The organism is Cellulomonas rhizosphaerae, assembly GCF_003470205.1.
In the GTDB taxonomy this organism is placed as follows: domain Bacteria; phylum Actinomycetota; class Actinomycetes; order Actinomycetales; family Cellulomonadaceae; genus Cellulomonas; species Cellulomonas rhizosphaerae.
Map to the genome: position 1 here is coordinate 1 of NZ_QWKP01000216.1, position 23,881 is coordinate 23,881.

Below are 23,881 nucleotides of genomic sequence, written 5' to 3' on the forward strand. Positions count from 1 at the left end.
GGGTTCGACACGCCCTACCCGGCGTCGAAGGTCGAGGACCACTTCCTGCCGGACCTGGACCGCCTGCTCGACGCGGTCGACCGCGTCATGGGCAGAGCCCACTCCCTGACCGGTTGGAGGGCGTCATGATCAAGACGATCACGCTGCCCGACCTGGGCGAGGGCCTGACCGAGTCCGACCTGGTCGGGTGGACCGTCGCGGTGGGGGACACGATCGAGCTCAACCAGGTGGTCGCCGAGGTGGAGACCGCGAAGGCGCTCGTGCAGCTGCCCTCGCCCTATGCCGGCGTGGTGGCCGAGCTGCTCGTCCCGGCCGGGGCGACCGTTCCCGTCGGGGCGCCCCTCCTGACGATCACGGTCGATGTGCCCGCGGCCGTCGACGACGCGGTACCGGTCGTCGACGAGCCGGACGTCGTCGAGCCCGACGCCGCCGAGCCCGCCGCGGCTCCCGAGCGGACCGCGGTCCTCGTCGGCTACGGCCCGCTCGTGGAGGCCTCGTCGCGCCCGCGGCGTCGCGCGCGGTCGGCGGCTTGGACGGCTGCGCACGCGGTTGAGGAGGTCGCGGCACTCGTCGCCGGCCGCCCGATCGGCCCGCGGGTGCTGCCGCCGGTGCGCAAGCTCGCGCACGACCTCGGCGTCGACCTCAACCGCGTGGCCGGCACCGGCAAGGACGGCCTGATCACCCGCGAGGACGTGCTGCACGTCGTCTCGGGCGACCGGTCCACGCCGGTCGTCGCGCGGGAGGCAGCGGTCCGCCCGCCCGCACCGGCGTCCCGGCCGAGTGTGCCCGCGAGTGCGCCTCGCGAGCGGCGGACCCCCGTCACGGGCGTCCGCAAGCAGACCGCCGCGGCGATGGTGGCCAGCGCGTTCACCGCGCCGCACGCGTCGACCTCGGTCACGGTCGACGTGACGCCCACCCTCGAGCTGCTCGAGCACTTCCGGGCCGACCGCGCGATGGCCGGGCACCGGCTCACGATCCTCACGCTCGTCGCCAAGGCGGTGACGATCGCGCTCGGCCGCAACCCCTCGCTCAACGCGCGCTGGGACGAGGCCGCGGGGGAGATCGTCGAGCACGCCTACGTGAACCTCTGCATCGCGGCGGCGACCCCGCGCGGCCTGCTCGTCCCGAGCATCAAGGACGCCGAGCGGCTCCGGCTCCCGGAGCTGGCGGACGCGATCGACTCCCTCACTGAGGCCGCGCGTGCGGGGACGACGACGCCCGCGGACCTGACGGGCGGCACGATCACGATCACCAACATCGGGGTGTTCGGCGTCGACACGGGGACGCCGATCCTCGTGCCGGGCCAGGCGGCGATCCTCGCGATCGGCACGATCCGGCGGCAGCCCTGGGAGTTCCAGGACGAGATCGCGCTCCGGCACGTGATGACGCTGAGCGTGTCCTTCGACCACCGGCTCGTCGACGGCGCCGAGGCGGCCCACTTCCTCACCGACGTGGCGGGGATCCTCGCGCGGCCCGGATCGGTGCTCAGCCTGGTGTGACGTCCCTGCTGCCGAGGGCCGCCAGTGCCATCTCCTCGAGCAGCGCGCGGGTCCGGGCCACCGTCACGGACCGCGCGCTGTGCGGGGTCGAGTTGAGCAGCCCGAAGGTGGCCTGCGCGCGCAACCGCAGCTCGGCGCGCTCGGTCGTCGGGCTCAGCCGGTGCAGCACGTCGACCCACAGGTCGACGTAGCGGCGCTGCAGGGCGCGCACGGACTCGCGGTCCTGCGCGGACAGGGCCGCCAGGTCCCGGTCCTGCACGCGGATCACGTCGGGGTCGCGCAGTGCGAAGTCGACGTGGAACCGCACGAGCGAGCCGAGCGCGGCCGACGCGTCCGGGCCGGCATCGTCCACGACGGTCCGCCCGCCGGAGAGCAGCCCCTCGCTCACGCCGACGAGCAGGGCCGCGAGCACGGCCTGCTTGCTCGCGAAGTGCCGGTACACCGCGGGCCCGCTCACGCCGACCGCCGCCCCGAGGTCCTCGATCGACACGCCGTCGAACCCGCGGCCGGCGAACAGCCGGGCGGCCGACGACAGCAGGGCGTCGCGGCGCTCGGTCTTGGCCCGGCCGCGCGCGGTCGGGACGATCTCCTGCGGCTCGGCGGCCATCGGGCTCCTTCGTGGACAACTCCGTGGGAGAACTGTAACGTCAGTTGAGTTAGTCACCACTAACTGGAATGCCCTTCTCCCACCACCCCGCGGAGACAGCGTCGATGGAGATGCTCAGCAGCACGGCCGTCCCGGACGCGGACTCGTTCCGCGCCAACGCCGAGTCCCAGCGCGCGCTCGTCGGGCAGCTGCGCGACCGCCTGCGTACCGCGGCCCTCGGCGGGCCGGAGCGCTCGCGCGAGCGTCACGTGGCCCGCGGCAAGCTCCTCCCGCGTGAGCGGATCGACGTGCTCCTCGACGACGGCAGCCCGTTCCTCGAGGTCGCGCCGCTCGCCGCGTACGAGCTGTACGACGGCGAGGCGCCCGGGGCCGGGGTGATCGCGGGCATCGGGCTCGTCCATGGGCGGCACGTGATGGTGCTGTCCAACGACGCGACCGTGAAGGGTGGCACCTACTACCCGCTGACCGTGAAGAAGCACCTGCGCGCGCAGGAGATCGCGCTCGAGAACCGGCTGCCCTGCCTCTACCTCGTCGACTCGGGCGGCGCCTTCCTGCCCAAGCAGGACGAGGTCTTCCCGGACCGCGACCACTTCGGGCGGATCTTCTTCAACCAGGCGCGCATGTCCGCGGAGGGGATCCCGCAGATCGCGTGCGTGATGGGCTCGTGCACCGCGGGCGGCGCCTACGTGCCGGCGATGAGCGACGAGACGGTCATCGTGCGCGACCAGGGGACGATCTTCCTGGGCGGTCCGCCGCTGGTGAAGGCCGCGACGGGCGAGGTGGTCACCGCCGAGGAGCTCGGCGGCGGCGAGCTGCACGCGCGGACGTCGGGCGTCACCGACCACCTCGCGGAGAACGACGCGCACGCGCTGCAGATCGTGCGGGACATCGTCGCGACCCTGCCCGCGCCGCAAGAGCCCGCCTGGGAGGTGCACGAGAGCCGGCCGCCCGCCGCGGCGGAGGACGAGCTGTACGGCGTGGTCCCCACCGACCTGCTCACCCCGTACGACGTGCGCGAGGTCATCGCGCGGCTCGTCGACGGCAGCGAGCTGCACGAGTTCAAGCGCGAGTACGGCACCACGCTCGTCACCGGCTTCGCGCGCCTGCACGGGCACCCCGTGGGCATCGTCGCGAACAACGGGGTGCTGTTCGCCGAGTCCGCGCTCAAGGGCGCGCACTTCGTCGAGCTGTGCGACCAGCGCGGCATCCCGCTGGTGTTCCTGCAGAACGTCAACGGCTTCATGGTCGGCCGCGACTACGAGGCCGGCGGCATCGCCAAGCACGGCGCCAAGATGGTCACGGCGGTCGCGACGACGCGCGTGCCCAAGCTGACCGTGGTGATCGGCGGCTCGTTCGGGGCCGGCAACTACTCGATGTGCGGGCGGGCGTACTCGCCGCGGTTCCTGTGGATGTGGCCCGGGAGCCGGATCTCCGTGATGGGCGGACCGCAGGCAGCCTCGGTGCTGGCCACGGTCCGCCGCGAGCAGCTCGGCGACGACTGGAGCGCGCAGGACGAGGAGGCGTTCAAGGCGCCGCTGCGCGAGCAGTACGAGACGCAGGGCAGCCCGTACTACGCGACCGCGCGGCTGTGGGACGACGGGATCATCGACCCCGCCGACACGCGGCGCGTGCTCGGGATGGCCCTCGACGTCTGCGCGACCGTGCCGCTCGGCGAACCGCGCCTCGGCCTGTTCCGGATGTGAGCGCGATGTTCGAGGCCGTGCTCGTGGCGAACCGGGGCGAGATCGCCGTCCGCGTGATCGCGACCCTGCACCGGCTCGGGATCCGTGCGGTCGCCGTGTTCACGGACGCGGACCGCGGCGCGCTGCACGTCGGGCGCGCGGACACCGCGCTGCGGATCGAGAGCTACCTGTCGATCGACGAGGTCGTGCGCGCCGCGATCGCGTCCGGCGCGCAGGCCATCCACCCCGGCTACGGCTTCCTGTCGGAGAACGCCGACCTGGCACGCGCGTGCGAGGCCGCCGGCATCGCGTTCGTCGGCCCCGGCGTCAAGGCGCTCGAGGTCATGGGCGACAAGGTCCGCGCCAAGGAGCACGTCGCCGCGGCGGGGGTCCCCGTGATCCCCGGCGTCGCGCTGACGGGTACGCGCGACGACGAGGCCGCGGCCCGGCTCGGCTACCCGCTGCTGGTCAAGCCGTCGGCGGGCGGCGGCGGCAAGGGCATGGTCGTCGTCGACTTCGCCGAGGACCTGCCCGCGGCGCTCGCGGGTGCCCGGCGCGTCGCGGCGGCCGCGTTCGGCGACGACACCCTGCTGCTCGAGCGCCTCGTCCGGGCCCCGCGGCACATCGAGGTCCAGCTGCTGGCCGACGAGCACGAGCACGTGATCCACCTCGGCGAGCGGGAGTGCTCGCTGCAGCGGCGGCACCAGAAGGTCGTCGAGGAGGCGCCCTCGCCGCTGCTCGACGAGCCCACCCGCGCGCGGATCGGGGCCGCGGCCCGCGACATCGCGCGCAGCGTCGGCTACGTGGGCGCGGGGACGGTCGAGTTCCTGGTGTCCGACGAGGCGCCGACGGAGTTCTTCTTCATGGAGATGAACACGCGGCTGCAGGTCGAGCACGCGGTCACCGAGCTCGTCACGGGGCTGGACCTGGTCGAGTGGCAGCTGCGGGTCGCCGCGGGGGAGCGGTTGACGCTCGCGCAGGACGACGTGGTCCTGACCGGCCACGCGGTCGAGGCGCGCGTGTACGCCGAAGACCCGGCGCGCGACTTCCTGCCGTCGGCCGGGACGGTGCTCCTGCTCGACGAGCCCTCCGGCGACGGCGTCCGGGTCGACAGCGCGCTCGTCGACGGCCTCACCATCGGGTCCACCTACGACCCGATGCTCGCGAAGGTGGTCGCGTGGGCCCCCACGCGGGCCGGCGCGATCGCGCGGCTCGACGGCGCGTTGGCCCGGACCACCGTGCTCGGCGTGCGGACCAACGTCGAGTTCCTCCGGTGCGTGCTCGCGGACGCCGACGTCCGCGCCGGCCGGCTCGACACCGGCCTGCTCGCGCGCCTCATCCCGCAGCTCGCGCCGAGCACCCCACCCGTCGCCGCGTACGCCGCGGCCGTGCTCTCGCGCGGCTCCGCTGCGCGGGGTCCGTGGAGCGCCGACGGGTGGCGCCTGGGCGAGCTGCGCGCGGTGCGGTGGGACGTGGGCGGTGTCGAGGTGAGCGTCTTGGGCGACGTCATCACCGTGGGCGACCACGCGCCCGTGCGGGCTTCCTTGCTCGCCCCCGGGGTCGTCGAGGTCGACGGCGTCGTGCACCGGATGAGCATCGCGTCGGACGGGCCCGTCACCTGGGTGGGCGACCAGGGATCGACCTACGAGCTGCGCCTGCGGAGTCGCATCGAGCGGCTGGCCGACGACCTCGCGGCGCGCACCCGCGGCGCGCGGCCGGTGGACCCGGAGGTCCGCTCCCCGATGCCCGGCACGGTGGTCTCGATCGAGGTGCAGACCGGCGACGAGGTCGTCGTCGGCCAGGTCCTGCTGACGATCGAGGCCATGAAGATGGAGCACCGGATCGCCGCGCCCAGCGCCGGCGTCGTCACGCTCTCGGTCCGACCGGCCGAGCAGGTGGCTCTCGACCGCGTGGTCGCCACCATCACGTCCACCCCCCACGAAGGGATCCGGCATGAGCCTGCGACTGACTCCTGAGCAGCAACGACTGAGCGACGAGGTGCGCGACTTCGCCGACAACGTCGTCGCCCCGGCGGCCTACAAGTACGACACGCTGCGGGAGCTGCCCTACGAGATCATCGGCCAGATGGGCGCGATGGGGCTGTTCGGCCTGCCCTTCCCGAAGCAGTACGGCGGGCAGGGCCGCGACTACGTGGACCTGTGCCTCGCGGTCGAGCAGCTCGCGCGCGTCGACCAGTCCATCGCGGTGACCCTCGAGGCCGGCGTGGGGCTCGGGGCGATGCCCATCTTCCGCGACGGGACCGAGGCGCAGAAGCAGGAGTGGCTGCCGATGCTCACGAGCGGCACCGCGCTCGCGGGCTTCGGGTTGACGGAGGCCGACGCGGGATCGGACGCGGGCGGGACGCGGACCACGGCCGTGCTCGACGACGGGCAGTGGGTCATCAACGGCACCAAGCAGTTCATCACCAACTCGGGCTCGGAGATCACCCGCCTGGTGACCATCACGGCGGTGACGGGCGAGAGCGTCCGCGCCGACGGGTCGGTGAAGAAGGAGCTCACGGCGATCCTGGTCCCGAGCGGGACCCCCGGCTTCACGGTCCTGCCCGCGTACGACAAGGTCGGCTGGCACACCTCGGACACCCACCCGCTGCGGTTCGAGGACGTGCGCGTGCCCGAGGCGAACCTGCTGGGGGAGCGCGGGCGCGGCTTCGCGTCGTTCATCCGGACGCTCGACGAGGGCCGGATCGCGTTCGCCGCCCTCGGCGCCGGCGCCGCGCAGGGCTGCCTCGAGGAGGCCGTGCGCTACGCCAGCAGCCGCAGCGTGTTCGGCCACGCGATCGGCGAGAACCAGCACATCGCGTTCACGATCGCGCGCATGCAGGCCCGCGTGCACTCGGCCCGCCTGGCCTGGTACGACGCCGCCAACCGCCTGGTCGCGGGCCGGCCGTTCAAGCTCGAGGCCAGCCTCGCCAAGCTCATCGCGAGCGAGGCCGCGATGGACAACGCGCGCGACGCGACGCAGATCTTCGGCGGCTACGGGCTGATGAACGAGAACCCCGTGGCCCGGCACTACCGCGACTCGAAGATCCTCGAGATCGGCGAGGGGACCACCGAGATCCAGCTCATGGTCATCGCGCGCGAGCTGGGGTTCGCGGGGGCACCCCGATGACCCGCGACGTGGTGCAGCGCGGCTTGTACTACGAGGAGCTCGAGCTGGACGCCCGGTACCTGCACCGACCCGGCCGCACGCTGACCGAGGCGGACAACGTCCTGTTCAGCACGCTGACGATGAACGGCCAACCGCTGCACCTCGACGCCGCGTGGTCCGCCGAGCAGCCGTTCGGGCAGCGCCTGGTCAACTCGATGATGACGCTGGCCGTCCTGGTCGGCAGCTCGGTCGACCAGCTGACGCAGGGCACGATCGTCGCCAACCTCGGGTTCACCGATGTGCGCTTCCCGCACCCGCTGTTCCACGGCGACACCCTCTACGCCGAGACGGTCGTGACCGCGAAGCGCCTCTCGGCGTCTCGGCCCGGCCAGGGCGTGGTCACGCTCGAGCACACCGGGCGCAACCAGGACGACGTCGTCGTCGCCAGCGCCACGCGCTCGGTCTTGTTCTGGTGCCGGGAGGCCGCGCCATGACGTCCTTCACGATGGGCCCCGCGCTCCTGTTCTGCCCGGCCGACCGCCCCGACCGCTACGCGAAGGCCGCCGCGCGGGCCGACGCCGTGATCCTCGACCTCGAGGACGCGGTGGCGCCGGACGCGAAGCCGGCGGCCCGACGCCGCCTGGTCGAGACGCGGCTGGACCCCGCCCGCACGATCGTCCGCCTCAACCCCGCGGGCACCGACGACCTCTGCGAGGACCTGCGCGCGCTGGTCGAGACGCCGTACCGCACGGTCATGCTCGCCAAGACTGCGGGCGCGGACGACCTGCGCCCGCTGGCCCGGTACGACGTGGTCGCGCTGGTCGAGACGGCCGCAGGCGTCGTGCAGGCCGCCGCGATCGCGGCCGAGCCGAACGTCGTCGCGCTGATGTGGGGCGCCGACGACCTCGTCGCCTCGATGGGTGGGACATCGAGCCGCACCCCCGAAGGCGCCTACCGCGCGGTGGCGCTGCACGCGCGCTCGACCGCGCTGCTCGCGGCGAGCGCGTGCGGCCGCGTCGCGATCGATGCCGTGCACCTGGACATCGAGGACCTCGACGGGCTCTCGGCCGAGGCCGTCGACGCCGCGGCCTGCGGGTTCGCGGCGACGGCGTGCATCCACCCGTCCCAGGTGCCGGTGGTCCGGGCGGCGTACCGGCCGTCCGAGGCCGAGGTGCGGTGGGCTCAGGACCTGCTCGCGGCCGCGGTGGGGCAGCCCGGCGTGTTCCGCTGGGACGGGTCGATGGTCGACGGCCCGATCCTGCGGCACGCCGAGCGCGTGATTGCCCGCGCCGGGCATCGTCCTCAGGCGGGATGACGAGCCGCGCGACGCCCCACCGCGGGGCGTCGCGCGTTGTGCGCGAGCGTCAGGACCGGGCGAGCTTCGCCCGTACGCCGGCGACGAGGTTCGCCGGGCGCTGCTGCTCGCCCTGCTGCGCTCCGAGCACGACGAGTGTCCCGACGAGCGCCGGGGTCACCCACTGCAGGATCCGCTGCTGCTGCTGGGCGGACGCGACCTCGGGCGGCGTGCCGGTCGAGGGGGTGACGCCGCTGTCGGCCGGGGCGGACTCGTGCGCCGCGATCTTGGCGCCCAGGATTCCGCTGTACAGGGTGGTGCCCGCGGCGGCCACGGTGAGCACCGTCTTGACGACCGTGTTGGCCGCCGCGCCTTGCTGCCCCTTGATGCGCCCGCGGTTGGCGAGGATGAGCCCGAGTCCGCCGACCGCGTGGGCGCCGATCGCGACGGCGTTGACGGGAGCCCACTTCGCCCAGCCGACGGACGCGGTGCGGATCCGGTCGGTCGGGTCGGTGACTGCGGCCGAGGCGCCGTTGAGGCCGACGGCGCCCATGAGCGTCCCGCCGAACCATGCTGCGGCACCGAGGTCGTGCAGGGAGCGGACGAGGAGATTGCTGGTTGCTGCCATGGGGGGTGCCCTTCGGATGGCTGCGCCTCGAGCGGGGGACACGGTCCCGGTCCCGGGCTGGCGTGCGCAGGGCTCCACCTTCCGCGACACGTGCCGCCCCCGCATCCGGTGGCGGGCCCGAACCTGAGAGGTCTGCCAGGAATCTCCCACCGAAAGGGGGGGACGGGGTGGTCTACGCCGAGCCGCGCCAGACGATCGGCGTCTCCAGCACGATCTGGTCCACCTCGGGCTCGGCCCCGTCCACCTGCCGCAGCACCGACTCGGCCGCGCGCTGGCCCAGCCCCGCGGCGGGCTGGTGCACGGTCGACAGCGGCGGCTGGCAGCGGGTCGCCCACGCGCTGTCGTCGAACCCCACCACGCCGACGTCCTCCGGGACGGAGCGGCCGGCCTCGCGCAGGGCCTCCAGCGCGCCGGCGGCGACGGCGTCCGAGGCGGCGAAGACGCCGTCCACGAGCGGTTCGCGCGCGAGCAGCGCGCGCATGCCCTCGAGGCCCGCCCGGTAGGAGTACAGCGGCACCGGCTCGACGAGCGTGGGGTCGAACCGGGCGCCGAGCGCCTCGGTGAAGCCGGCCAGGCGGTCCGCGCCGGAGTCGCGGTCGAGGGCCGCGGCGATCATGCCGACCCGCGTGCGCCCGGTCTCCAGGAGGCGGGTGGTGATGGTGCGGGCCGAGCCGCGGTTGTCGATGCCGACGAACGCGGCGGTGCCCAGGTCCGGCGGGTGCCCGACGAACGCGGCGGGCAGCGACAGGCGCTCGACGACCCGGGTGATGGGGTCGTCCTGGCGCGCCGAGACGATGATGACGCCATCGACGAAGCCACCGCTGAGGTACCGCGCGACGCGCTCGGTGTCGCGGTCGGAGTCCACGATCAGGCAGACCATCTGGTAGTCCGACGCCGACAGCGCGGTGTTGGCCCCGAGCAGGATCTCGCCGATGTTGGGGTCCTCGAGGAACAGCGAGTGCGGCTCGTGGACGATGAACCCCACGGCCTGCGAGCGCTGCATGACCAGCGTGCGGGCCGCGGTGTTCGGCACGTAGCCGACCTTCTTGATGGCGGCCTCGATCGCCTCGCGCGCGCTGGCCGAGACGTAGCCGTCGCCGTTGATGACGCGCCCGACCGTGCCGCGCGAGACGCCCGCCTCGGTGGCGACGTCGTGGACCGTGGCGCGGCGTCGGCGGCTCGGGGGAGAGGTCACGATCAGGACTCTATCGTCGCGACCCGTTGACGAGCCGGGACTGCCCATGCCAATGTGTGCACGTACACACAAACCCGGTCGCGGTTCGCCGCGAGGGAATGTGTGCACGTGCACACACGCGAAGGAGCGGGTCGACGATGGAGTCACGGGCACAGCGGCACCCAGCCGCGCCGCACGACGGTTTTGCCCACGAGGGCATCGCCTTCGGGTGCGACTACAACCCCGAGCAGTGGGACGAGTCCGTGTGGGCCGAGGACGTCGCGCTCATGCAGGCCGCCCACATCGACCTCGTCGCCATCAACATCTTCGGCTGGTCGCACCTGCAGGGGCCCGACGGGATCGTCGACTTCACCGGCCTCGACACGGTCGTCGGGCTGCTGCACGACGCGGGCATCCGCATCAACCTCGGCACCGGGACGGCCTCGCCGCCGCCGTGGCTGACCACGCGCCACCCGGAGATCCTGCCGATGGCGCAGGACGGCACCACGCGGTTCCCGGGCGGGCGGCAGGCCTGGTGCCCGAGCTCGCCGGTGTTCCGCCGCTATGCGCTCGAGCTGGTCGAGCAGGTCGCGGCCCGCTACGGCGACCACCCGGGCGTGGCCGTCTGGCACGTGTCCAACGAGCTCGGCTGCCACAACGCGCTGTGCTACTGCGACGAGAGCGCGGCCGCGTTCCGCCGCTGGCTCGAGGCGCGGTACGGCACGATCGAGCGCCTGAACGCGGCGTGGGGCACCACGTTCTGGAGCCAGCGCTACTACGGCTGGGACGAGATCGGCACGCCGCGGCTGACACTCTCGACCCGCAACCCGGGCCAGGTGCTCGACTTCCAGCGCTTCAGCTCCGACGAGGTGCTCGGCTACTACCTGGCCGAGGCCGAGACGATCCGGCGCCACAGCCGCGTCGCGGTGACGACCAACTTCATGGTCACCGCGCACATCCGCAACCTCGACTACTGGGACTGGGCCGGCCACGTCGACGTCGTCGCGAACGACCACTACCTCGACCACCGGCTCGAGGACCCCACGGCCGAGCTCGCCTTCGCCGCCGACGCGACCCGCGGGCTCGCGCAGGGCGCCCCGTGGCTGCTCATGGAGCACTCGACGGGCGCGGTGAACTGGCAGCCGCTCAACCTGACCAAGGGGCCGGGCGAGATGGTCCGCAACTCCCTGACCCACGTCGCGCGCGGCGCCGACGGCGTGTGCTTCTTCCAGTGGCGCGCCTCCCAGCAGGGGTCGGAGAAGTTCCACTCCGCGCTCGTGCCGCACGCCGGCACGGACAGCGCGAGCTGGCGCGAGGTGGTCGAGCTCGGCGACCTCGTGGACCGGCTCGGCGAGGTCGCGGGGACGCGCGTCGAGGCCGACGTCGCGCTCGTCTTCTCCTGGGAGAACTGGTGGGCCGCCGAGGCGGAGATGCGCCCGAGCCACGACGTCGCCTACCTCGACCAGGTGCACGCGCTGTACGGCGCGCTGCACGCGGCGGGCGTGACGGTCGACGTGGTGCGCCCCGGCGCGGACCTGTCCGGCTACCGCGTCGTCGTCGTGCCCGGCCTGTACCTCGTCTCGGACGCCGCTGCCACGGAGCTCGACGACTACGTCCAGGCCGGCGGCACCGCGGTGGTCACCTTCTTCAGCGGCATCGTCGACGAGGACGACCGCGTGCGGCTCGGCGGCTACCCCGGTGCGTTCCGCGACCTGCTCGGCGTCCGGGTCGAGGAGTTCGCACCCCTGCGGGCGGACGAGTCCGTGGCGCTCTCGTCGGGCGCGACGGCACGCCTGTGGACCGAGCGGCTCACGACGACGACGGCCACGGCGGTCGACTCCTTCGTCGACGGCCCCGCAAGCGGGGTCCCTGCCGTCACCCGGAACGCGCGCGGCACCGGGACCGCCTGGTACGTGGCTACGACGCTCGACAGCAAGAGCCTGGGCGGGCTCGTCGAGCGCGTGCTCGCCGAGGCCGGCGTCGACCGCCACCCGGCGGCGGGCAACGGGCTGGACGTCGTGCGCCGCAGCGCCGCCGACCGGTCCTACCTCTTCCTCATCAACCACCGCACGGACGACGTCGACGTGGACGTCGTCGGGCACGAGCTGGTCACCGGCACCTGGGCGGACGCCTCGGTCACCGTGCCCGCCGGCGCCGTGCGGATCATCCGAGAGAGGAGCGCGGCATGACCGCGACACTCACCACCCCCGCCCCCGGGCGCACGGGCGGGCGCAAGCGCCGGACCAAGGTGCACCACAAGGGCGCGATCTTCGCGTTCGTCGTGCCGTTCGGCGTGCTGTTCGCCGCCTTCTACCTGGTCCCGATCGGCTACGCGATCGTCCAGTCGACGCTCGTCGTCGAGCGCGAGGGCACGTTCGGCAAGGCGACCGAGGTCTTCGGCGGGCTGCAGCAGTACGCGCTGGTCTTCCAGAACGCGCCGTTTTGGCGCTCGGTCGGCCGGGTGCTGCTGTTCGGCGTCGTGCAGGTGCCCGTGATGCTCGGGCTCGCGCTGCTGTTCGCGCTCCTGCTCGACTCGCCTCTGGTCAAGGGCAAGAAGTTCTTCCGGCTCGCGTTCTTCGTGCCGTACGCGGTGCCCGGGGTCATCGCGGCGATCATGTGGGGCTTCCTGTTCTCGCCCGACCTGTCGCCGTTCACAGCGCTGACCCAGAACGTGCACTTCCTGTCGGCGGACCTCGTGCTGTGGTCGATCGCCAACGTCGTGACCTGGGTGTTCGTCGGCTACAACATGCTGATCATCTACTCCTCGCTGCTGGCGATCCCCACCGAGGTGTACGAGGCGGCGCGGCTCGACGGCGCGAGCCAGGCGCGCATCGCGTGGTCGATCAAGATCCCGATGGTGCGGCCCGCGATCGTCCTGACGGCGATCTTCTCGATCATCGGCACGCTCCAGCTGCTCGCCGAGCCGCAGGTGTTCCGGTCCTTCAGCTCGGCCGTGACCAGCACGTTCACGCCGAACATGACCGTCTACGCGACCTCGTCGATCCCGAACTTCAACCTCGCGGCCGCGTTCTCCGTGGTGCTCGCGCTGGCGACGTTCGTCCTGTCCTTCACGTTCCTGAAGTTCACGCAGCGAAAGGACGCGTCATGAGCGTCGCCACCGCCGAGCGGACCGCCGCGTCGTCCACCAGGCCGCGCGCGACGGGCGTGCGCGAGTCCCTGCTGTCCCGCACGGGCGCCATGCTCGTCATGGGGATCTTCACGGTCTACTTCCTCATCCCGATCTGGTGGCTCGTGGTCGCGTCCACGAAGTCGTCGGGCGAGTTCCTCTCGTCGAACCCGCTGTGGTTCGCCGACATGGACCTGGTCGGCAACCTCAAGGCGCTCTTCCAGTACCGCGACGGGCTCTACCTGCAGTGGCTCGGCAACAGCGTCCTGTACGCGGGCGTCGGCTCGTTCCTCGCGACGCTCATCGCCGGCATGTGCGGCTACGCCCTGGCCAAGTACCGGTTCCCCGGGCGCGAGCTGCTGTTCAACGTCGTCCTCGGCGGCGTGCTCGTGCCGGCTACCGCGCTCGCGCTGCCGCTGTTCCTGCTGTTCAGCAAGGTCCACCTGACGAACACGTACTGGGCGGTGTTCCTGCCGAGCATCGTCAGCCCGTTCGGCGTGTACCTGGGCCGGGTGTTCGCCGCGGCGAGCGTGCCCGACGAGCTGCTCGAGGCGAGCCGCATCGACGGCGCCGGCGAGATCCGCACGTTCTTCACCGTCTCGGTCCGGCTGATGATGCCCGCGCTGGTCACGGTGTTCCTGTTCCAGTTCGTCGCGATCTGGAACAACTTCTTCCTCCCGCTGATCATGCTGCGCAGCGAGAAGCTCTTCCCGGTGACCTTCGGGCTCTACACGTGGAACTCCCAGCTCAACCAGTTCCCCGAGCTGCGCACCTTCGTGCTCGTCGGCGCGCTCGTCTCGATCGTGCCGCTCGTCGTCACCTTCCTCCTCCTGCAGCGCTTCTGGCGCACCGGTCTGGGCACCGGCTCGCTGAAGTGACCCCCTGACTGAACGACCCCACGCCGTGCTGTCCGCACGGCTCCACCCCCACCAGGAAATGGATCACCATGTTCACCAAGAGAGCGGCCACCGTTGCCCTGCTCGCTACGGTCGCCCTGGCCGGTTGCTCGAGCTCGGGCGGGAGCACCGAAGGCAGCACCGACGCCGCCGACGCGGGCGCCTGCGCACCCTCGGGCGGCAACGTCACCCTGCAGTTCACGTCGTGGATCCCCGGCATCGAGGACGTCGTGAAGCTGTGGAACGACAAGAACCCTGACATCCAGGTCAAGGTCCAGACGGGTCCGAGCGGCAACGCCGGCACCTACCAGAACCTGTTCAACCAGCTCAAGGCCGGCAACGCGCCCGACCTGGGCCAGATCGAGTACGACGCGCTGCCGAACTTCCGCGTGCAGGACGGCCTCGAGGACCTGGCCGCGTGCAAGGACGTCGTCGCCGCCAAGGACAAGTTCGTCGACTGGACCTGGGGCCAGGTGACGCTCGGCACCGACTCGTCGGTCTACGGCGTCCCGCAGGACTCGGGCCCGATGGCGCTGTTCTACCGCTCGGACCTGTTCAAGAAGAACGACATCCCCGTGCCGACCACGTGGGCGGAGTACAAGGAGGCCGCGAAGAAGATCCGCGCCCTCGGTGGGTACATCACCAACTTCTCGCAGTCGGACATCAACCAGTTCGCGGGCTTCGTGTGGCAGGCCGGCGGTCAGTGGTTCGCCAACGACGGCAGCGACTGGACCGTCGACATGACCACCGGCGCGTCGAAGGAGGTCGCCGACTACTGGCAGGACCTGATCGCCGAGGACCTCGTCTCGACGTACCCGGCGTGGACCGACGAGTGGAACAACGCCTACAACTCGAGCAAGGTCTGGACCTGGAACTCCGCGGTGTGGGGTGCCAACTCGATCGCGAGCGGCGCACCGGACACCTCCGGCAAGTGGTCCGTCGCGCTCGCTCCGCAGTGGAACGCGGGCGACAAGGCCGCCGGCAACTGGGGCGGCTCGTCGATCGCCGTGCTCAAGGGCAGCAAGCACCTGTACGAGTCGGCGAAGTTCGCGTTGTGGCTCAACACGTCCGACGAGGCGCTGACCGCGCTGAACAAGGCGGCGAACATCTACCCCGCCACGAAGGCCGGGCTCGACCTGCCCGTGCTCAAGGAGGGCGTCGAGTTCTACGGCGGCCAGCCGATCTACGACGTGTTCGCGCAGGCCTCCGGCGAGGTCAACCCCGACTTCGTGTGGGGACCGACCATGACGCAGACCTACGCTGACGTGTCCGACGGCTTCAAGTCCGCCGCCAGCGGCAAGGGCACCCTGCTCGAGGCGCTGACCTCCGGGCAGCAGTCGACGATTGACACCATGAAGGCCCAGTCGATCCCGGTGAAGGGCTGACCGAGTTGCTCCACCACCTCCGTGCCGCGGGCGTCAGCGCAGTCATCGACGCCCGCGGCACGGGCGTGCCCCGGGTCGTGCACTGGGGCCGTGACCTCGGCGACCTGCCCGACGAGGACCTCGCTGCGCTCGCGGCCGCGACGGTCCCCGCCGTGCCACCGAGCTCGGTCGACCACCCGCTGGCCGTCTCACTCGTGCCGACTCTCGCCTCCGGGTGGAGCGGGCGGCCCGCGGTGGCGGTGCACCGTCCGGGAGCGCCGCTCGATCTCGACCTGCGCTCCGCGGGCGGGTTCGCCACGCTCGACGCGGCGGCCGGCGTGGCCGTCGAGACCGAGGTCGAGCTGACCCCGCAGGGCGTGCTGCGCCTGCGTCAGATCGTCAGCAACGTGGGGTCGGCCCCGCTGGCGGTCGACTCGGCGGCCGTCGTCGTCCCCGTCCCCGACCGCGCGCGCGAGGTGCTCGACTTCTCCGGCCTGTGGAGCCACGAGCGCCGACCGCAGCGGCACCGGCCGCCGCACGGCGTCTGGTCGCGCGAGTCGCGGCACGGCCGCCCCGGCCACGACGACGCGCTCCTGCTGACCGTCGGCGTGCCGGGGTTCGGCTTCCGGCACGGCGAGGTCTGGGCCGCGCACGTCGCGTGGAGCGGCGACTCGGTCTCGTGGCTCGAGCGCTCGTCGCTGGGCGTCTCGGTGCTCGGTGGAGGCGAGCTGCTCGCCCCCGGTGAGGTCACGCTCGCGCCGGGCGAGAGCTACACCGGGCCGTGGACCGTGCTCGTCTGGTCGGACGCCGGCCTCGACGGGCTCTCGGACCGGCTGCACGCGTGGATCCGCTCGTGGTCGGCGATCGACCGCCCCCGCCCCCTCGTGCTCAACACGTGGGAGGCCGTGTACTTCGACCACTCGCTCGAGCGCCTCGAGCCGCTGGTCGACGCGGCGGCCGCCGTGGGCGTCGAGCGGTTCGTGCTCGACGACGGCTGGTTCCGCGGCCGCGGCGACGACACGCGGGCGCTGGGGGACTGGTTCGTCGACGCGGACAAGTGGCCCGACGGCCTGACCCCGCTGATCGAGCGGGTCACCGGCGCGGGCATGGAGTTCGGCCTCTGGGTAGAGCCCGAGATGGTCAACCCCGACTCCGACCTGGCTCGCGAGCACCCCGAGTGGCTGGTGGGCGCGGGGACCTGGCGCCACCAGCGGGTGCTCGACCTGACGCAGCCCGCCGCCTTCGACCACGTGCGCGACCGGCTCGACGCGCTGCTGTCCGAGTACCCGATCGCGTACCTCAAGTGGGACCACAACCGCGACCTGCTCGCGTCGGGGGCGCACGGGCAGACCCGCGCGCTCTACCGGCTCCTGGCCGCGCTGCGGGCGGACCACACCACCGTCGAGATCGAGTCCTGCGCGTCGGGTGGTGCCCGGATCGACCTGGGGATCCTGCCGCTCGTCGACCGTGTGTGGACGAGCGACACCAACGACCCGCTCGAGCGGCAGTCGATCCAGCGCTGGACCGGGCTCGTGATCCCGCCCGAGTACCTCGGCAGCCACCTGGGAGCGGCCCGCGCGCACACCACCGGGCGGACGGCCACGCTCTCGTTCCGGCTGGTCACCGCGCTGTTCGGGCACGCCGGGATCGAGTGGGACCTCACGCGCGCCTCGGCCGACGAGCTCGCCGCAGTGACCCGCTGGACCGCGCTCTACCGGTCCTCGCGCGCGCTGCTGCACGGCGGCGTCGTGGTGCGCGGCGACTCGAGCGACCCCGCCTGGATCACGCACGGCGTCGTCGCGCCGGACCGTTCCGAGGCGCTGTTCGCCGTGGTCGCGCTCGGGACCGCGGAGGGCGCGCTGCCGCCCGCCGTCCGCCTGCCGGGCCTCGACCCTGAGCGGTCCTACCGCGTGACGGTCGTCGACGTGGGCGCCGAGCCGACGGTCGTCCAGCCGCGGCCGCCCGCGTGGTGGCCCGGCGGGGTCACCGCCTCGGGTCGGGTGCTCGCCGAGGTTGGGTTCGCGGCGCCGCTGCTGGCACCGGAGAACGCGGTGCTGCTGCGGTGCGAGGCCGTCTGACTACGACCCGATCTGCTGCCGCGCGACCGACACGACCTTGCCGAGGTTGACCGTCCAGCCGACCCCGAACACCCTCGGGTTGATCACGTGCGAGCTCTCCGGGTCCCACATGCGCTTCTTGAGGCGCGCGATCGTCGGGATCCGGAAGTCGTAGGGCACGAAGCCGACGACCACGCCGTGCCACTCGCGCTCCTCGGCCGGCGTGCGGACCTCCTTGACGATCGCCGCGACCGCGAGGCCGAAGGTCGCCAGGCGGATCAGGCGCTGGATGTCGCGCGGGCCCTTCGAGTGCTTGTCTGACGTCATCTCGCGTCCTCACGGTCGGGTCGGGCTTCCACTATCCACCCGGGCACCGGCGTGTGCATCGATTCGGTGACGGTTCGCGAACCGGGTCAAGCCGCCGTCCGCGCGCGTCGATGCCTCGAAGGACGAGGGGGAGGGGCGCCCATGCGCGAGGCACGACCGGCAGTGGCGTGGCTGACGCACCCCGTGACGCTCGTCGCGCTCGCGGTCCTGGTGCTCAACGACCACGTGCTCAAGGCGGCGTACGGCACGTGGTGGACGGGGAAGCTGTCCGATGTCGCGTGGCTGGTGCTCGCCCCGCCGCTGCTCGCGACGGTCGTGGCGCTGACCGCACGACGCCGGATCGGCGCCGGATGGAGCGTGGCGGCGGCCGGGGCCGTGTTCGTGGTCGTGAAGGTGACGGCCTTCGGCGCCGCTGCCGCGTCGGCGATCCTGAGCCTCGTCGCCGGCCGGAGCGTGGTGCTCGCCGACCCGACGGACCTGCTCGCGCTGCCCGCGCTCGGCCTCGCGCTCCTGGCCGCCGCTCGCGGGGCGCGCGCCCCGAAGCGCCAGCTCGCGCTGCTCGTCGTGCTGCCCGCCGCGGTGCTGGCGACCGCGGCGACGAGCAGCATGGGCGCGGACGGCGCTACGCACATCGGCGTCGTCGACGGGGTGCTCGTGGTCGCGGACGCGTACTCGGGGGACGACTTCGCCGGGGCGACCTGGTACCGGTCATCGGACGGCGAGACCTGGGAGGCCGTGCCCTACTCCAGCGACCGCGCCGACGAGCTGGCGGCCCGGTTCGTCGCGGTCGACGCCGACCGCGAGGTCCAGTGCTCGGGAGACGACTGCTTCCGGGCCGGCGACGGCCCTGGGCTCGAGGTCGAGCACAGCACGGACGGCGGCAGCACCTGGAGCACGGAGTGGTCGGTCTCGGGCGCTGCGCTGCAGGGACTGGCCGACCGGTACGAGGGCGACATCCCTCCGCTGCAGACCGAAGGTGTCGCCGTCCTGACGACGCCCGACGGGTTCCGGGTCTACGCGGCCAACGACGGCGACGGGCTCGCCGTGCGTGACGAGGCCGGGACGTGGCAGCGGATCGGCTTCGGGTACCGCGGGGAGACGTCGGTCGTGCCGCTGCCCGGCGAGCCGACCGTGATCGACCACCCCGCCCCGGCCGCGCTGTTCGTCGGCCTGCTGGCGGCGCTCGTCACCCTGGCGCTGGGCCGGCCGCGGACCGAGCGCTCGGGCGGGCGGACCGTCGGCGGGAGGATCTGCGCCGTCGCGGCCGCGCTGACGCTGTGGGCGGGGGCGGCTGTGAACGACGCCGCGGGCGTGGTGGCGGGGCAGCCGTTCGGGGCCGACTTCATCCTGGGGGCGATCGGGCCGTTCGGGCTCGTCATCGTCCTGGCCCTCGCCACGATGGTGCTGCTCGGCGTCGCCGCCGGACTCCTGCGCGGCACCCGGGGGTGGCTCGTCGCGTTCGCCGGCGTCGGCGTGACTCTCGTCGTCCAGCTCGTCTCGCCCTGGCCGCTCGCCGCGCTCGGTGCCGTCGCGGTGGTCGTCGGAGCCGTCGTCGTGTCCCGTGCCCGGACGGCCGCGGCCGTCCCCGCGTGACGCGCTACTTCTGCTGGCCCACGGGCCCGATGTCCATCTTCACCGCGCCCTTCTTGTAGCCCACGCGGTTCTCGGACCCGGGCTTGGAGTAGAGCTCGAGGTTGACCACGGTGAACGTGCGGTCCTCGCCGAGCAGGACCTCGCCGAAGCACAGGGTGTACTGCGTGGCGTCGGCGCTCGAATCGGAGGCGGCAAGGCCGACGATCTGGGGGCCGTTGGCGATGTTCACGTACACGCCGTACTCGCGGAAGCTCCCGGTGCCGTTCTCCAGGGCGGAGTAGCTCGACAGTGCGATCGAGGCGATGTCCGGGTGCCACGTGATGGTGATCGTCTCGAGGGCTCCCGGCGTGCGGATGTCGCCCGAGTGCCGGACGGCTCCGTCGGGCGTGACCAGCACCTCGTCCGCGTTGGCGGCACCGACGTAGACCAGGCGACCGTCGCGGTAGCGGACCAGCGCCTTGAGGTCGTAGTCCTTCTTCTTCGCGGTCCAGCCGTTGCTCGCCTCGATCGTCGGGCGCTCGGCGGCCGACTTGGTCAGCGTGATCCGCGAGCCCTTGGTCAGGTTGACGGTCGGCGCGGCTGCCGGGGCGGGAGCGGGCTCGGGCTCGGGCTTGGAGCGGGAGAACAGGCCCATCGGGACTCCTCGGTGCGATGCGGTCGGGGTTCGGGTCCACCGTAGCGACGAGGGCGGCCCCGCAGGTGCGGGACCGCCCTCGTCGGGCCGGTCAGGACTGGATGAACTCCAGCAGGTCGGCGTTGATCGTCGCCGCCTCGGTCGTCGGCATGCCGTGCGGGAAGCCCGCGTACGTCTTGAGCGTGCCGTTGCGCAGCAGCTGCGCCGACAGCGGGCCGGAGTCCGCGTAGGGGACCACCTGGTCGTCGTCGCCGTGCATGACCAGCACCGGCAGCGTGATCTTCTTCAGGTCCTCGGTGAAGTCCGTCTGGGAGAACGCGACGACGCCGTCGTAGTGCGCCTTCGCGCCGCCCATCATCCCCTGGCGCCACCAGTTGGCGATGATCGCCTCGGACGGCTCGCGGCCCGGGCGGTTGAACCCGTAGAACGCGGTCGACGGCAGGTCGCGGTAGAAGTTCGAGCGCTTGGTCGCCACCTGCTCCTGGATGCCGTCGAAGACCTCCTTCGGCAGCCCGCGCGGGTTCGACTCGGTCTGGACCATGATCGGCGGCACCGCGGCGATGAGCACCGCCTTGGACGCGCGGCTCTCGCCGTGCCGCGCGAGGTAGCGCACGACCTCGCCGCCACCCGTGGAGTGGCCGATGTGGACCGCGTCGTGCAGGTCGAGGTGCTCGGTGAGGGCGGCCAGGTCGTCGGCGTAGTGGTCCATGTCGTGGCCGTCGCTGGTCTGCGTGGATCGGCCGTGGCCGCGGCGGTCGTGTGCGATCACGCGGAAGCCGTGCTGGACGAAGAACAGGAGCTGGGCGTCCCAGTCGTCGGAGGACAACGGCCAGCCGTGGCTGAAGACGAGGGGCTGGCCCGTGCCCCAGTCCTTGTAGAAGATCTCGGTGCCATCCGGGGTGGTGATCGTGGCCATGCCAGTCCTCCAGGTGAGCGGTGGGGCGATCGGGCTGTGGCGATCGCCTGATCAGGCCAAACGTACAAGTCGGGCACCGCTGGGCGCGCGGCCGGGAGGTAACGGGTGCGTGAACGCGTGCCGCGGGCGGTGGTGTGACCTCGCTCTCGTCGGCCGATTGCCGGAAGAAACTGACGCCGCCCCCGGTTGCCCCCGAAGGCCGCCGAACCCGGCCGACCCCGAGCACCCTGGAGCCTTCCTCGTGAGTCCGTGGAACCTGACCGAGCGCCGCACCGTCGACCTGCACCGGGTCGCCAGCGCGCTGTGTCGGCGGTAGTCGCACCCGCCGCCCTCGCGTCCCCCACCCAGAAGGCTTCCCGTGACTGACACCATCGCCGTGCCCAAGCGCCGGCTGCGTCTTCCCTCCTTCACCGTCCAGGTCCTGCTCGGCCTCGGGCTCGGTGTGCTCCTCGGCTGGATCGCCCTGCAGATGGGCGAGACCGCCGGGGGCGACCCGAACTGGCTGACCACGACGCTCGACACCATCGGCTCGTCGTTCATCACGCTGCTCAAGGCGATCGTCCCGCCGCTCGTGTTCCTCGCGATCGTCACGTCGATCGCGAACCTGCAGCAGGTGACGAACGCCGCGCGCCTCGCGTGGCAGACCCTGCTCTGGTTCGCCATCACCGCCGCGATCTCCGTCGCGGTCGGCATCGGCCTGGGCCTGCTGTTCCAGCCGGGCTCGCACTCGACGCTCAGCCCCGAGGCGGGCGTCGACCCCGGCGTCAGCGCGAGCTGGCTCGACTTCCTCGACGGCCTCATCCCGGGCAACTTCCTGGGCCTGGGCGCCTCGACCGACGCGTCCGCGATCGACGGCGGCGGCATCGACGCGAGCACCTCGATCTCGTTCAACGTGCTGCAGATCGTCGTCATCGCGATCGTCGTCGGCATCGCGGTCCTGCGCACGGGCAAGCCCGCGGACCAGTTCCTCGGCTTCACGCGCTCCGCGCTGGCCGTCGTGCAGAAGGTGCTGTGGTGGGTCATCCGCCTCGCGCCGCTGGGCACCCTGGGCCTGATCGGCAAGGCCGTGGCGACCTACGGGTGGGACCTGCTCGAGCCGCTCGGCACGTTCGCCGTGGCGATCTACGTGGGGCTCGCGATCGTGCTGTTCGTGGTCTACCCGGTGATCCTGAAGAGCAACGGGCTGCGCATCGCGAGCTTCTTCCGCGGCGCGTGGCCGGCGATCCAGCTCGCGTTCGTCTCGCGCTCGTCGGTCGGCACGCTGCCGCTGACCGAGCGCGTGGTCGAGCGCAACCTCGGCGTGCCGCGCTCGTACGCCTCGTTCGCCGTGCCGCTCGCGGCGACGACCAAGATGGACGGCTGCGCCTCGATCTACCCGGCGATCTCGGCGATCTTCGTCGCGCAGATCTTCGGCATCCACCTGGGGCTCACGGACTACCTGCTCATCGCGTTCGTGTCCGTGGTCGGCTCCGCCGCGACCGCCGGGCTCACCGGCGCGGTCGTCATGCTGACCCTGACGCTCTCGACGCTCGGCCTGCCGCTGGCCGGCGTGGGCCTGCTGCTCGCGATCGACCCGATCCTCGACATGGGCCGCACCGCGGTGAACGTCGCGGGGCAGGCGCTCGTGCCGACGGTGGTCGCCAAGCGCGAGCGGATCCTCGACCTGGAGCAGTACGAGGCTGCCTCCGCGGAGGACCTGTTCGCGGACGACAAGCCGGTCGACGAGTCGCGCGAGGCCGGTGCGGACGTGCCGGAGCTGGTCGAGGCTCGCTGACCCGCTGATCGCGACGCCCCGGCCGCTGCTCCACGGAGCGGCGGCCGGGGCGTTCGTGGTCCTTGACGCGACCTTGACGCCGGGACCCGGCAAAACGAGTCCTCGGGCGTCGCGGCAGGCCGCATGCTGTACCCCGGGCTCCACCGGGCCCCGGCCAGCACGCAGGCAGGAGGTGCCCCGTGGCACTCATCGACAACGCCATCTACGTCGACGGCGACCGTTCCGGGAACCCGCACACGCTCGAGGACACCTACGAGCTGTTGCGCGAGCGCAACGGCATGGCCTGGATCGGGTTGTACCGGCCCGACGAGGCCGAGCTGCACTCGGTCGCGGCCGAGTTCTCGCTGCACCCGCTGGCCGTCGAGGACGCGCTCAAGGGGCACCAGCGCGCCAAGCTCGAGCGCTACGGCGACACGCTGTTCGTCGTGCTCCGGCCGGCCTGGTACCTCGACGCCGAGGAGGAGGTCGCGTTCGGCGAGGTGCACCTGTTCATCGGACCCGAGTTCGTCGTCACCGTCCGGCACGCCGAGAAGCCGGACCTCGGCGACGTGCGGCGGCGCCTCGAGAGCGACCCCGCGCTGCTCGCGCGCGGGCCCGAGGCCGTGCTGTACGCGGTGTTCGACCAGGTCGTCGACGGGTACGGGCCGGTCATCGCCGGGCTCGAGAACGACATCGACGAGATCCAGGACCAGCTGTTCGGCGGCGACCCGGCCGTCTCGCGGCGCATCTACGAGCTGCTGCGCGAGGTCATCTCCTTCCAGCGGGCCACCGGTCCGCTGCAGGAGATGCTCGAGGCGCTGCGCCGCGGCGCGGACAAGTACCAGGTGGACCTCGAGCTGCAGCGCTCGCTGCGCGACGTGCTCGACCACGCGCTGCGGATCGCCGAGCGGGCCGACGGGTTCCGCGTGCTGCTCGAGAACGCGCTCGTCGTGCACTCGACGCTCGTGACCCAGCAGCAGAACGACGTCATGCGCGAGCTGACCGAGTCCGGGTTGGCGCAGAACGAGGAGGTCAAGAAGATCTCGTCGTGGGCCGCGATCCTGTTCGCGCCGACGCTCGTCGGGACGATCTACGGCATGAACTTCACGCACATGCCCGAGCTCGACTGGCGTTTCGGGTACCCGCTCGCGCTGACCGCGATGGTCGTCATGGGGTTCGTGCTCTACCGGATCTTCAAGCGCCGCCGCTGGTTGTGACTCAT

At 72.3% G+C, this 23,881-nt stretch carries 20 protein-coding genes; 14 read left to right on the forward strand and 6 right to left on the reverse strand.

Annotated elements, in window-relative coordinates; translation table 11 throughout:
* Positions 1 to 125 precede the first annotated feature (125 nt).
* Complete coding sequence (locus D1825_RS14675) at positions 126 to 1,499, forward strand: dihydrolipoamide acetyltransferase family protein (RefSeq protein ID WP_118768159.1); 1,374 nt, start codon at positions 126 to 128, stop codon at positions 1,497 to 1,499.
* Here D1825_RS14675 and D1825_RS14680 read toward each other — a convergent pair.
* Positions 1,486 to 2,106, reverse strand: coding sequence for an SACE_7040 family transcriptional regulator (locus D1825_RS14680; protein ID WP_118768160.1), 621 nt, complete (start codon positions 2,104 to 2,106; stop codon positions 1,486 to 1,488). The genes D1825_RS14675 and D1825_RS14680 overlap by 14 nt on opposite strands.
* Positions 2,107 to 2,210: 104 nt before the next feature.
* Between D1825_RS14680 and D1825_RS14685 the strand changes: the two genes are divergently transcribed.
* Genes D1825_RS14685 through D1825_RS14705 form a run of 5 tightly spaced genes read left to right on the forward strand, consistent with a single transcriptional unit; the run spans position 2,211 to position 8,211 of the window.
* A complete protein-coding gene (locus tag D1825_RS14685) occupies positions 2,211 to 3,809 on the forward strand; it encodes a carboxyl transferase domain-containing protein (RefSeq protein ID WP_118768220.1) in 1,599 nt (532 codons plus the stop codon).
* A 5-nt stretch (positions 3,810 to 3,814) separates the two neighbouring features.
* On the forward strand, positions 3,815 to 5,764 hold the full coding sequence (locus tag D1825_RS14690; protein ID WP_118768161.1) for an acetyl/propionyl/methylcrotonyl-CoA carboxylase subunit alpha: 1,950 nt from the start codon (positions 3,815 to 3,817) through the stop codon (positions 5,762 to 5,764).
* Entirely contained in the window at positions 5,742 to 6,917 is a 1,176-nt protein-coding gene (locus D1825_RS14695) for an acyl-CoA dehydrogenase family protein (protein ID WP_118768162.1), read from the forward strand. The genes D1825_RS14690 and D1825_RS14695 overlap by 23 nt, the downstream gene beginning before the upstream one ends.
* The gene (locus D1825_RS14700) at positions 6,914 to 7,390 is read left to right on the forward strand and encodes a MaoC family dehydratase (protein ID WP_118768163.1); all 477 of its coding nucleotides are present in this window, start codon (positions 6,914 to 6,916) and stop codon (positions 7,388 to 7,390) included. Before D1825_RS14695 ends, D1825_RS14700 begins: the two co-directional genes overlap by 4 nt.
* The gene (locus D1825_RS14705) at positions 7,387 to 8,211 is read left to right on the forward strand and encodes an HpcH/HpaI aldolase/citrate lyase family protein (protein ID WP_118768221.1); all 825 of its coding nucleotides are present in this window, start codon (positions 7,387 to 7,389) and stop codon (positions 8,209 to 8,211) included. The genes D1825_RS14700 and D1825_RS14705 overlap by 4 nt, the downstream gene beginning before the upstream one ends.
* A gap of 49 nt (positions 8,212 to 8,260) precedes the next feature.
* On the opposite strand, the gene D1825_RS14710 is transcribed toward D1825_RS14705, so the two are convergent.
* Together D1825_RS14710 and D1825_RS14715 are read right to left on the reverse strand one after the other, a co-directional pair.
* Positions 8,261 to 8,818 carry a hypothetical protein gene (locus tag D1825_RS14710; RefSeq protein ID WP_118768164.1) on the reverse strand — a complete coding sequence of 186 codons (558 nt, stop codon included), beginning with the start codon at positions 8,816 to 8,818 and terminating at the stop codon, positions 8,261 to 8,263.
* Between the two features lie 172 nt (positions 8,819 to 8,990).
* Complete coding sequence (locus tag D1825_RS14715) at positions 8,991 to 10,013, reverse strand: LacI family DNA-binding transcriptional regulator (RefSeq protein WP_233549923.1); 1,023 nt, start codon at positions 10,011 to 10,013, stop codon at positions 8,991 to 8,993.
* A 137-nt stretch (positions 10,014 to 10,150) separates the two neighbouring features.
* On the opposite strand from D1825_RS14715, the gene D1825_RS14720 reads away from it, so the two are divergent.
* From D1825_RS14720 to D1825_RS14740, 5 genes are all read left to right on the forward strand, one after another.
* Positions 10,151 to 12,181, forward strand: a complete 2,031-nt coding sequence (locus D1825_RS14720; protein WP_118768166.1) for a beta-galactosidase — start codon at positions 10,151 to 10,153, stop codon at positions 12,179 to 12,181.
* Positions 12,178 to 13,101: a carbohydrate ABC transporter permease gene (locus tag D1825_RS14725; protein ID WP_118768167.1), complete on the forward strand. Its 924-nt coding sequence runs from the start codon at positions 12,178 to 12,180 to the stop codon at positions 13,099 to 13,101. Before D1825_RS14720 ends, D1825_RS14725 begins: the two co-directional genes overlap by 4 nt.
* The gene (locus D1825_RS14730) at positions 13,098 to 13,997 is read left to right on the forward strand and encodes a carbohydrate ABC transporter permease (RefSeq protein WP_118768168.1); all 900 of its coding nucleotides are present in this window, start codon (positions 13,098 to 13,100) and stop codon (positions 13,995 to 13,997) included. Before D1825_RS14725 ends, D1825_RS14730 begins: the two co-directional genes overlap by 4 nt.
* A gap of 68 nt (positions 13,998 to 14,065) precedes the next feature.
* Positions 14,066 to 15,400, forward strand: coding sequence for an ABC transporter substrate-binding protein (locus tag D1825_RS14735; RefSeq protein ID WP_118768169.1), 1,335 nt, complete (start codon positions 14,066 to 14,068; stop codon positions 15,398 to 15,400).
* A 5-nt stretch (positions 15,401 to 15,405) separates the two neighbouring features.
* On the forward strand, positions 15,406 to 17,457 hold the full coding sequence (locus tag D1825_RS14740; protein ID WP_199721613.1) for an alpha-galactosidase: 2,052 nt from the start codon (positions 15,406 to 15,408) through the stop codon (positions 17,455 to 17,457).
* Here D1825_RS14740 and D1825_RS14745 read toward each other — a convergent pair whose 3' ends face one another.
* Positions 17,458 to 17,763: a DUF5808 domain-containing protein gene (locus D1825_RS14745; protein ID WP_118768171.1), complete on the reverse strand. Its 306-nt coding sequence runs from the start codon at positions 17,761 to 17,763 to the stop codon at positions 17,458 to 17,460.
* 141 nt (positions 17,764 to 17,904) lie between these two features.
* Between D1825_RS14745 and D1825_RS14750 the strand changes: the two genes are divergently transcribed.
* Positions 17,905 to 19,356, forward strand: a complete 1,452-nt coding sequence (locus tag D1825_RS14750; RefSeq protein WP_138067692.1) for a hypothetical protein — start codon at positions 17,905 to 17,907, stop codon at positions 19,354 to 19,356.
* 4 nt (positions 19,357 to 19,360) lie between these two features.
* On the opposite strand, the gene D1825_RS14755 is transcribed toward D1825_RS14750, so the two are convergent.
* On the reverse strand, positions 19,361 to 19,990 hold the full coding sequence (locus tag D1825_RS14755) for a TerD family protein (RefSeq protein ID WP_118768173.1): 630 nt from the start codon (positions 19,988 to 19,990) through the stop codon (positions 19,361 to 19,363).
* A gap of 91 nt (positions 19,991 to 20,081) precedes the next feature.
* On the reverse strand, positions 20,082 to 20,906 hold the full coding sequence (locus D1825_RS14760) for an alpha/beta fold hydrolase (RefSeq protein ID WP_118768174.1): 825 nt from the start codon (positions 20,904 to 20,906) through the stop codon (positions 20,082 to 20,084).
* Between the two features lie 358 nt (positions 20,907 to 21,264).
* Between D1825_RS14760 and D1825_RS14765 the strand changes: the two genes are divergently transcribed.
* Together D1825_RS14765 and D1825_RS14770 are read left to right on the forward strand one after the other, a co-directional pair.
* Positions 21,265 to 22,680, forward strand: a complete 1,416-nt coding sequence (locus tag D1825_RS14765) for a dicarboxylate/amino acid:cation symporter (RefSeq protein ID WP_118768175.1) — start codon at positions 21,265 to 21,267, stop codon at positions 22,678 to 22,680.
* Positions 22,681 to 22,859: 179 nt separating this feature from the next.
* Positions 22,860 to 23,876 carry a magnesium and cobalt transport protein CorA gene (locus D1825_RS14770; RefSeq protein WP_118768176.1) on the forward strand — a complete coding sequence of 339 codons (1,017 nt, stop codon included), beginning with the start codon at positions 22,860 to 22,862 and terminating at the stop codon, positions 23,874 to 23,876.
* The last annotated feature ends 5 nt before the right edge of the window (positions 23,877 to 23,881 follow it).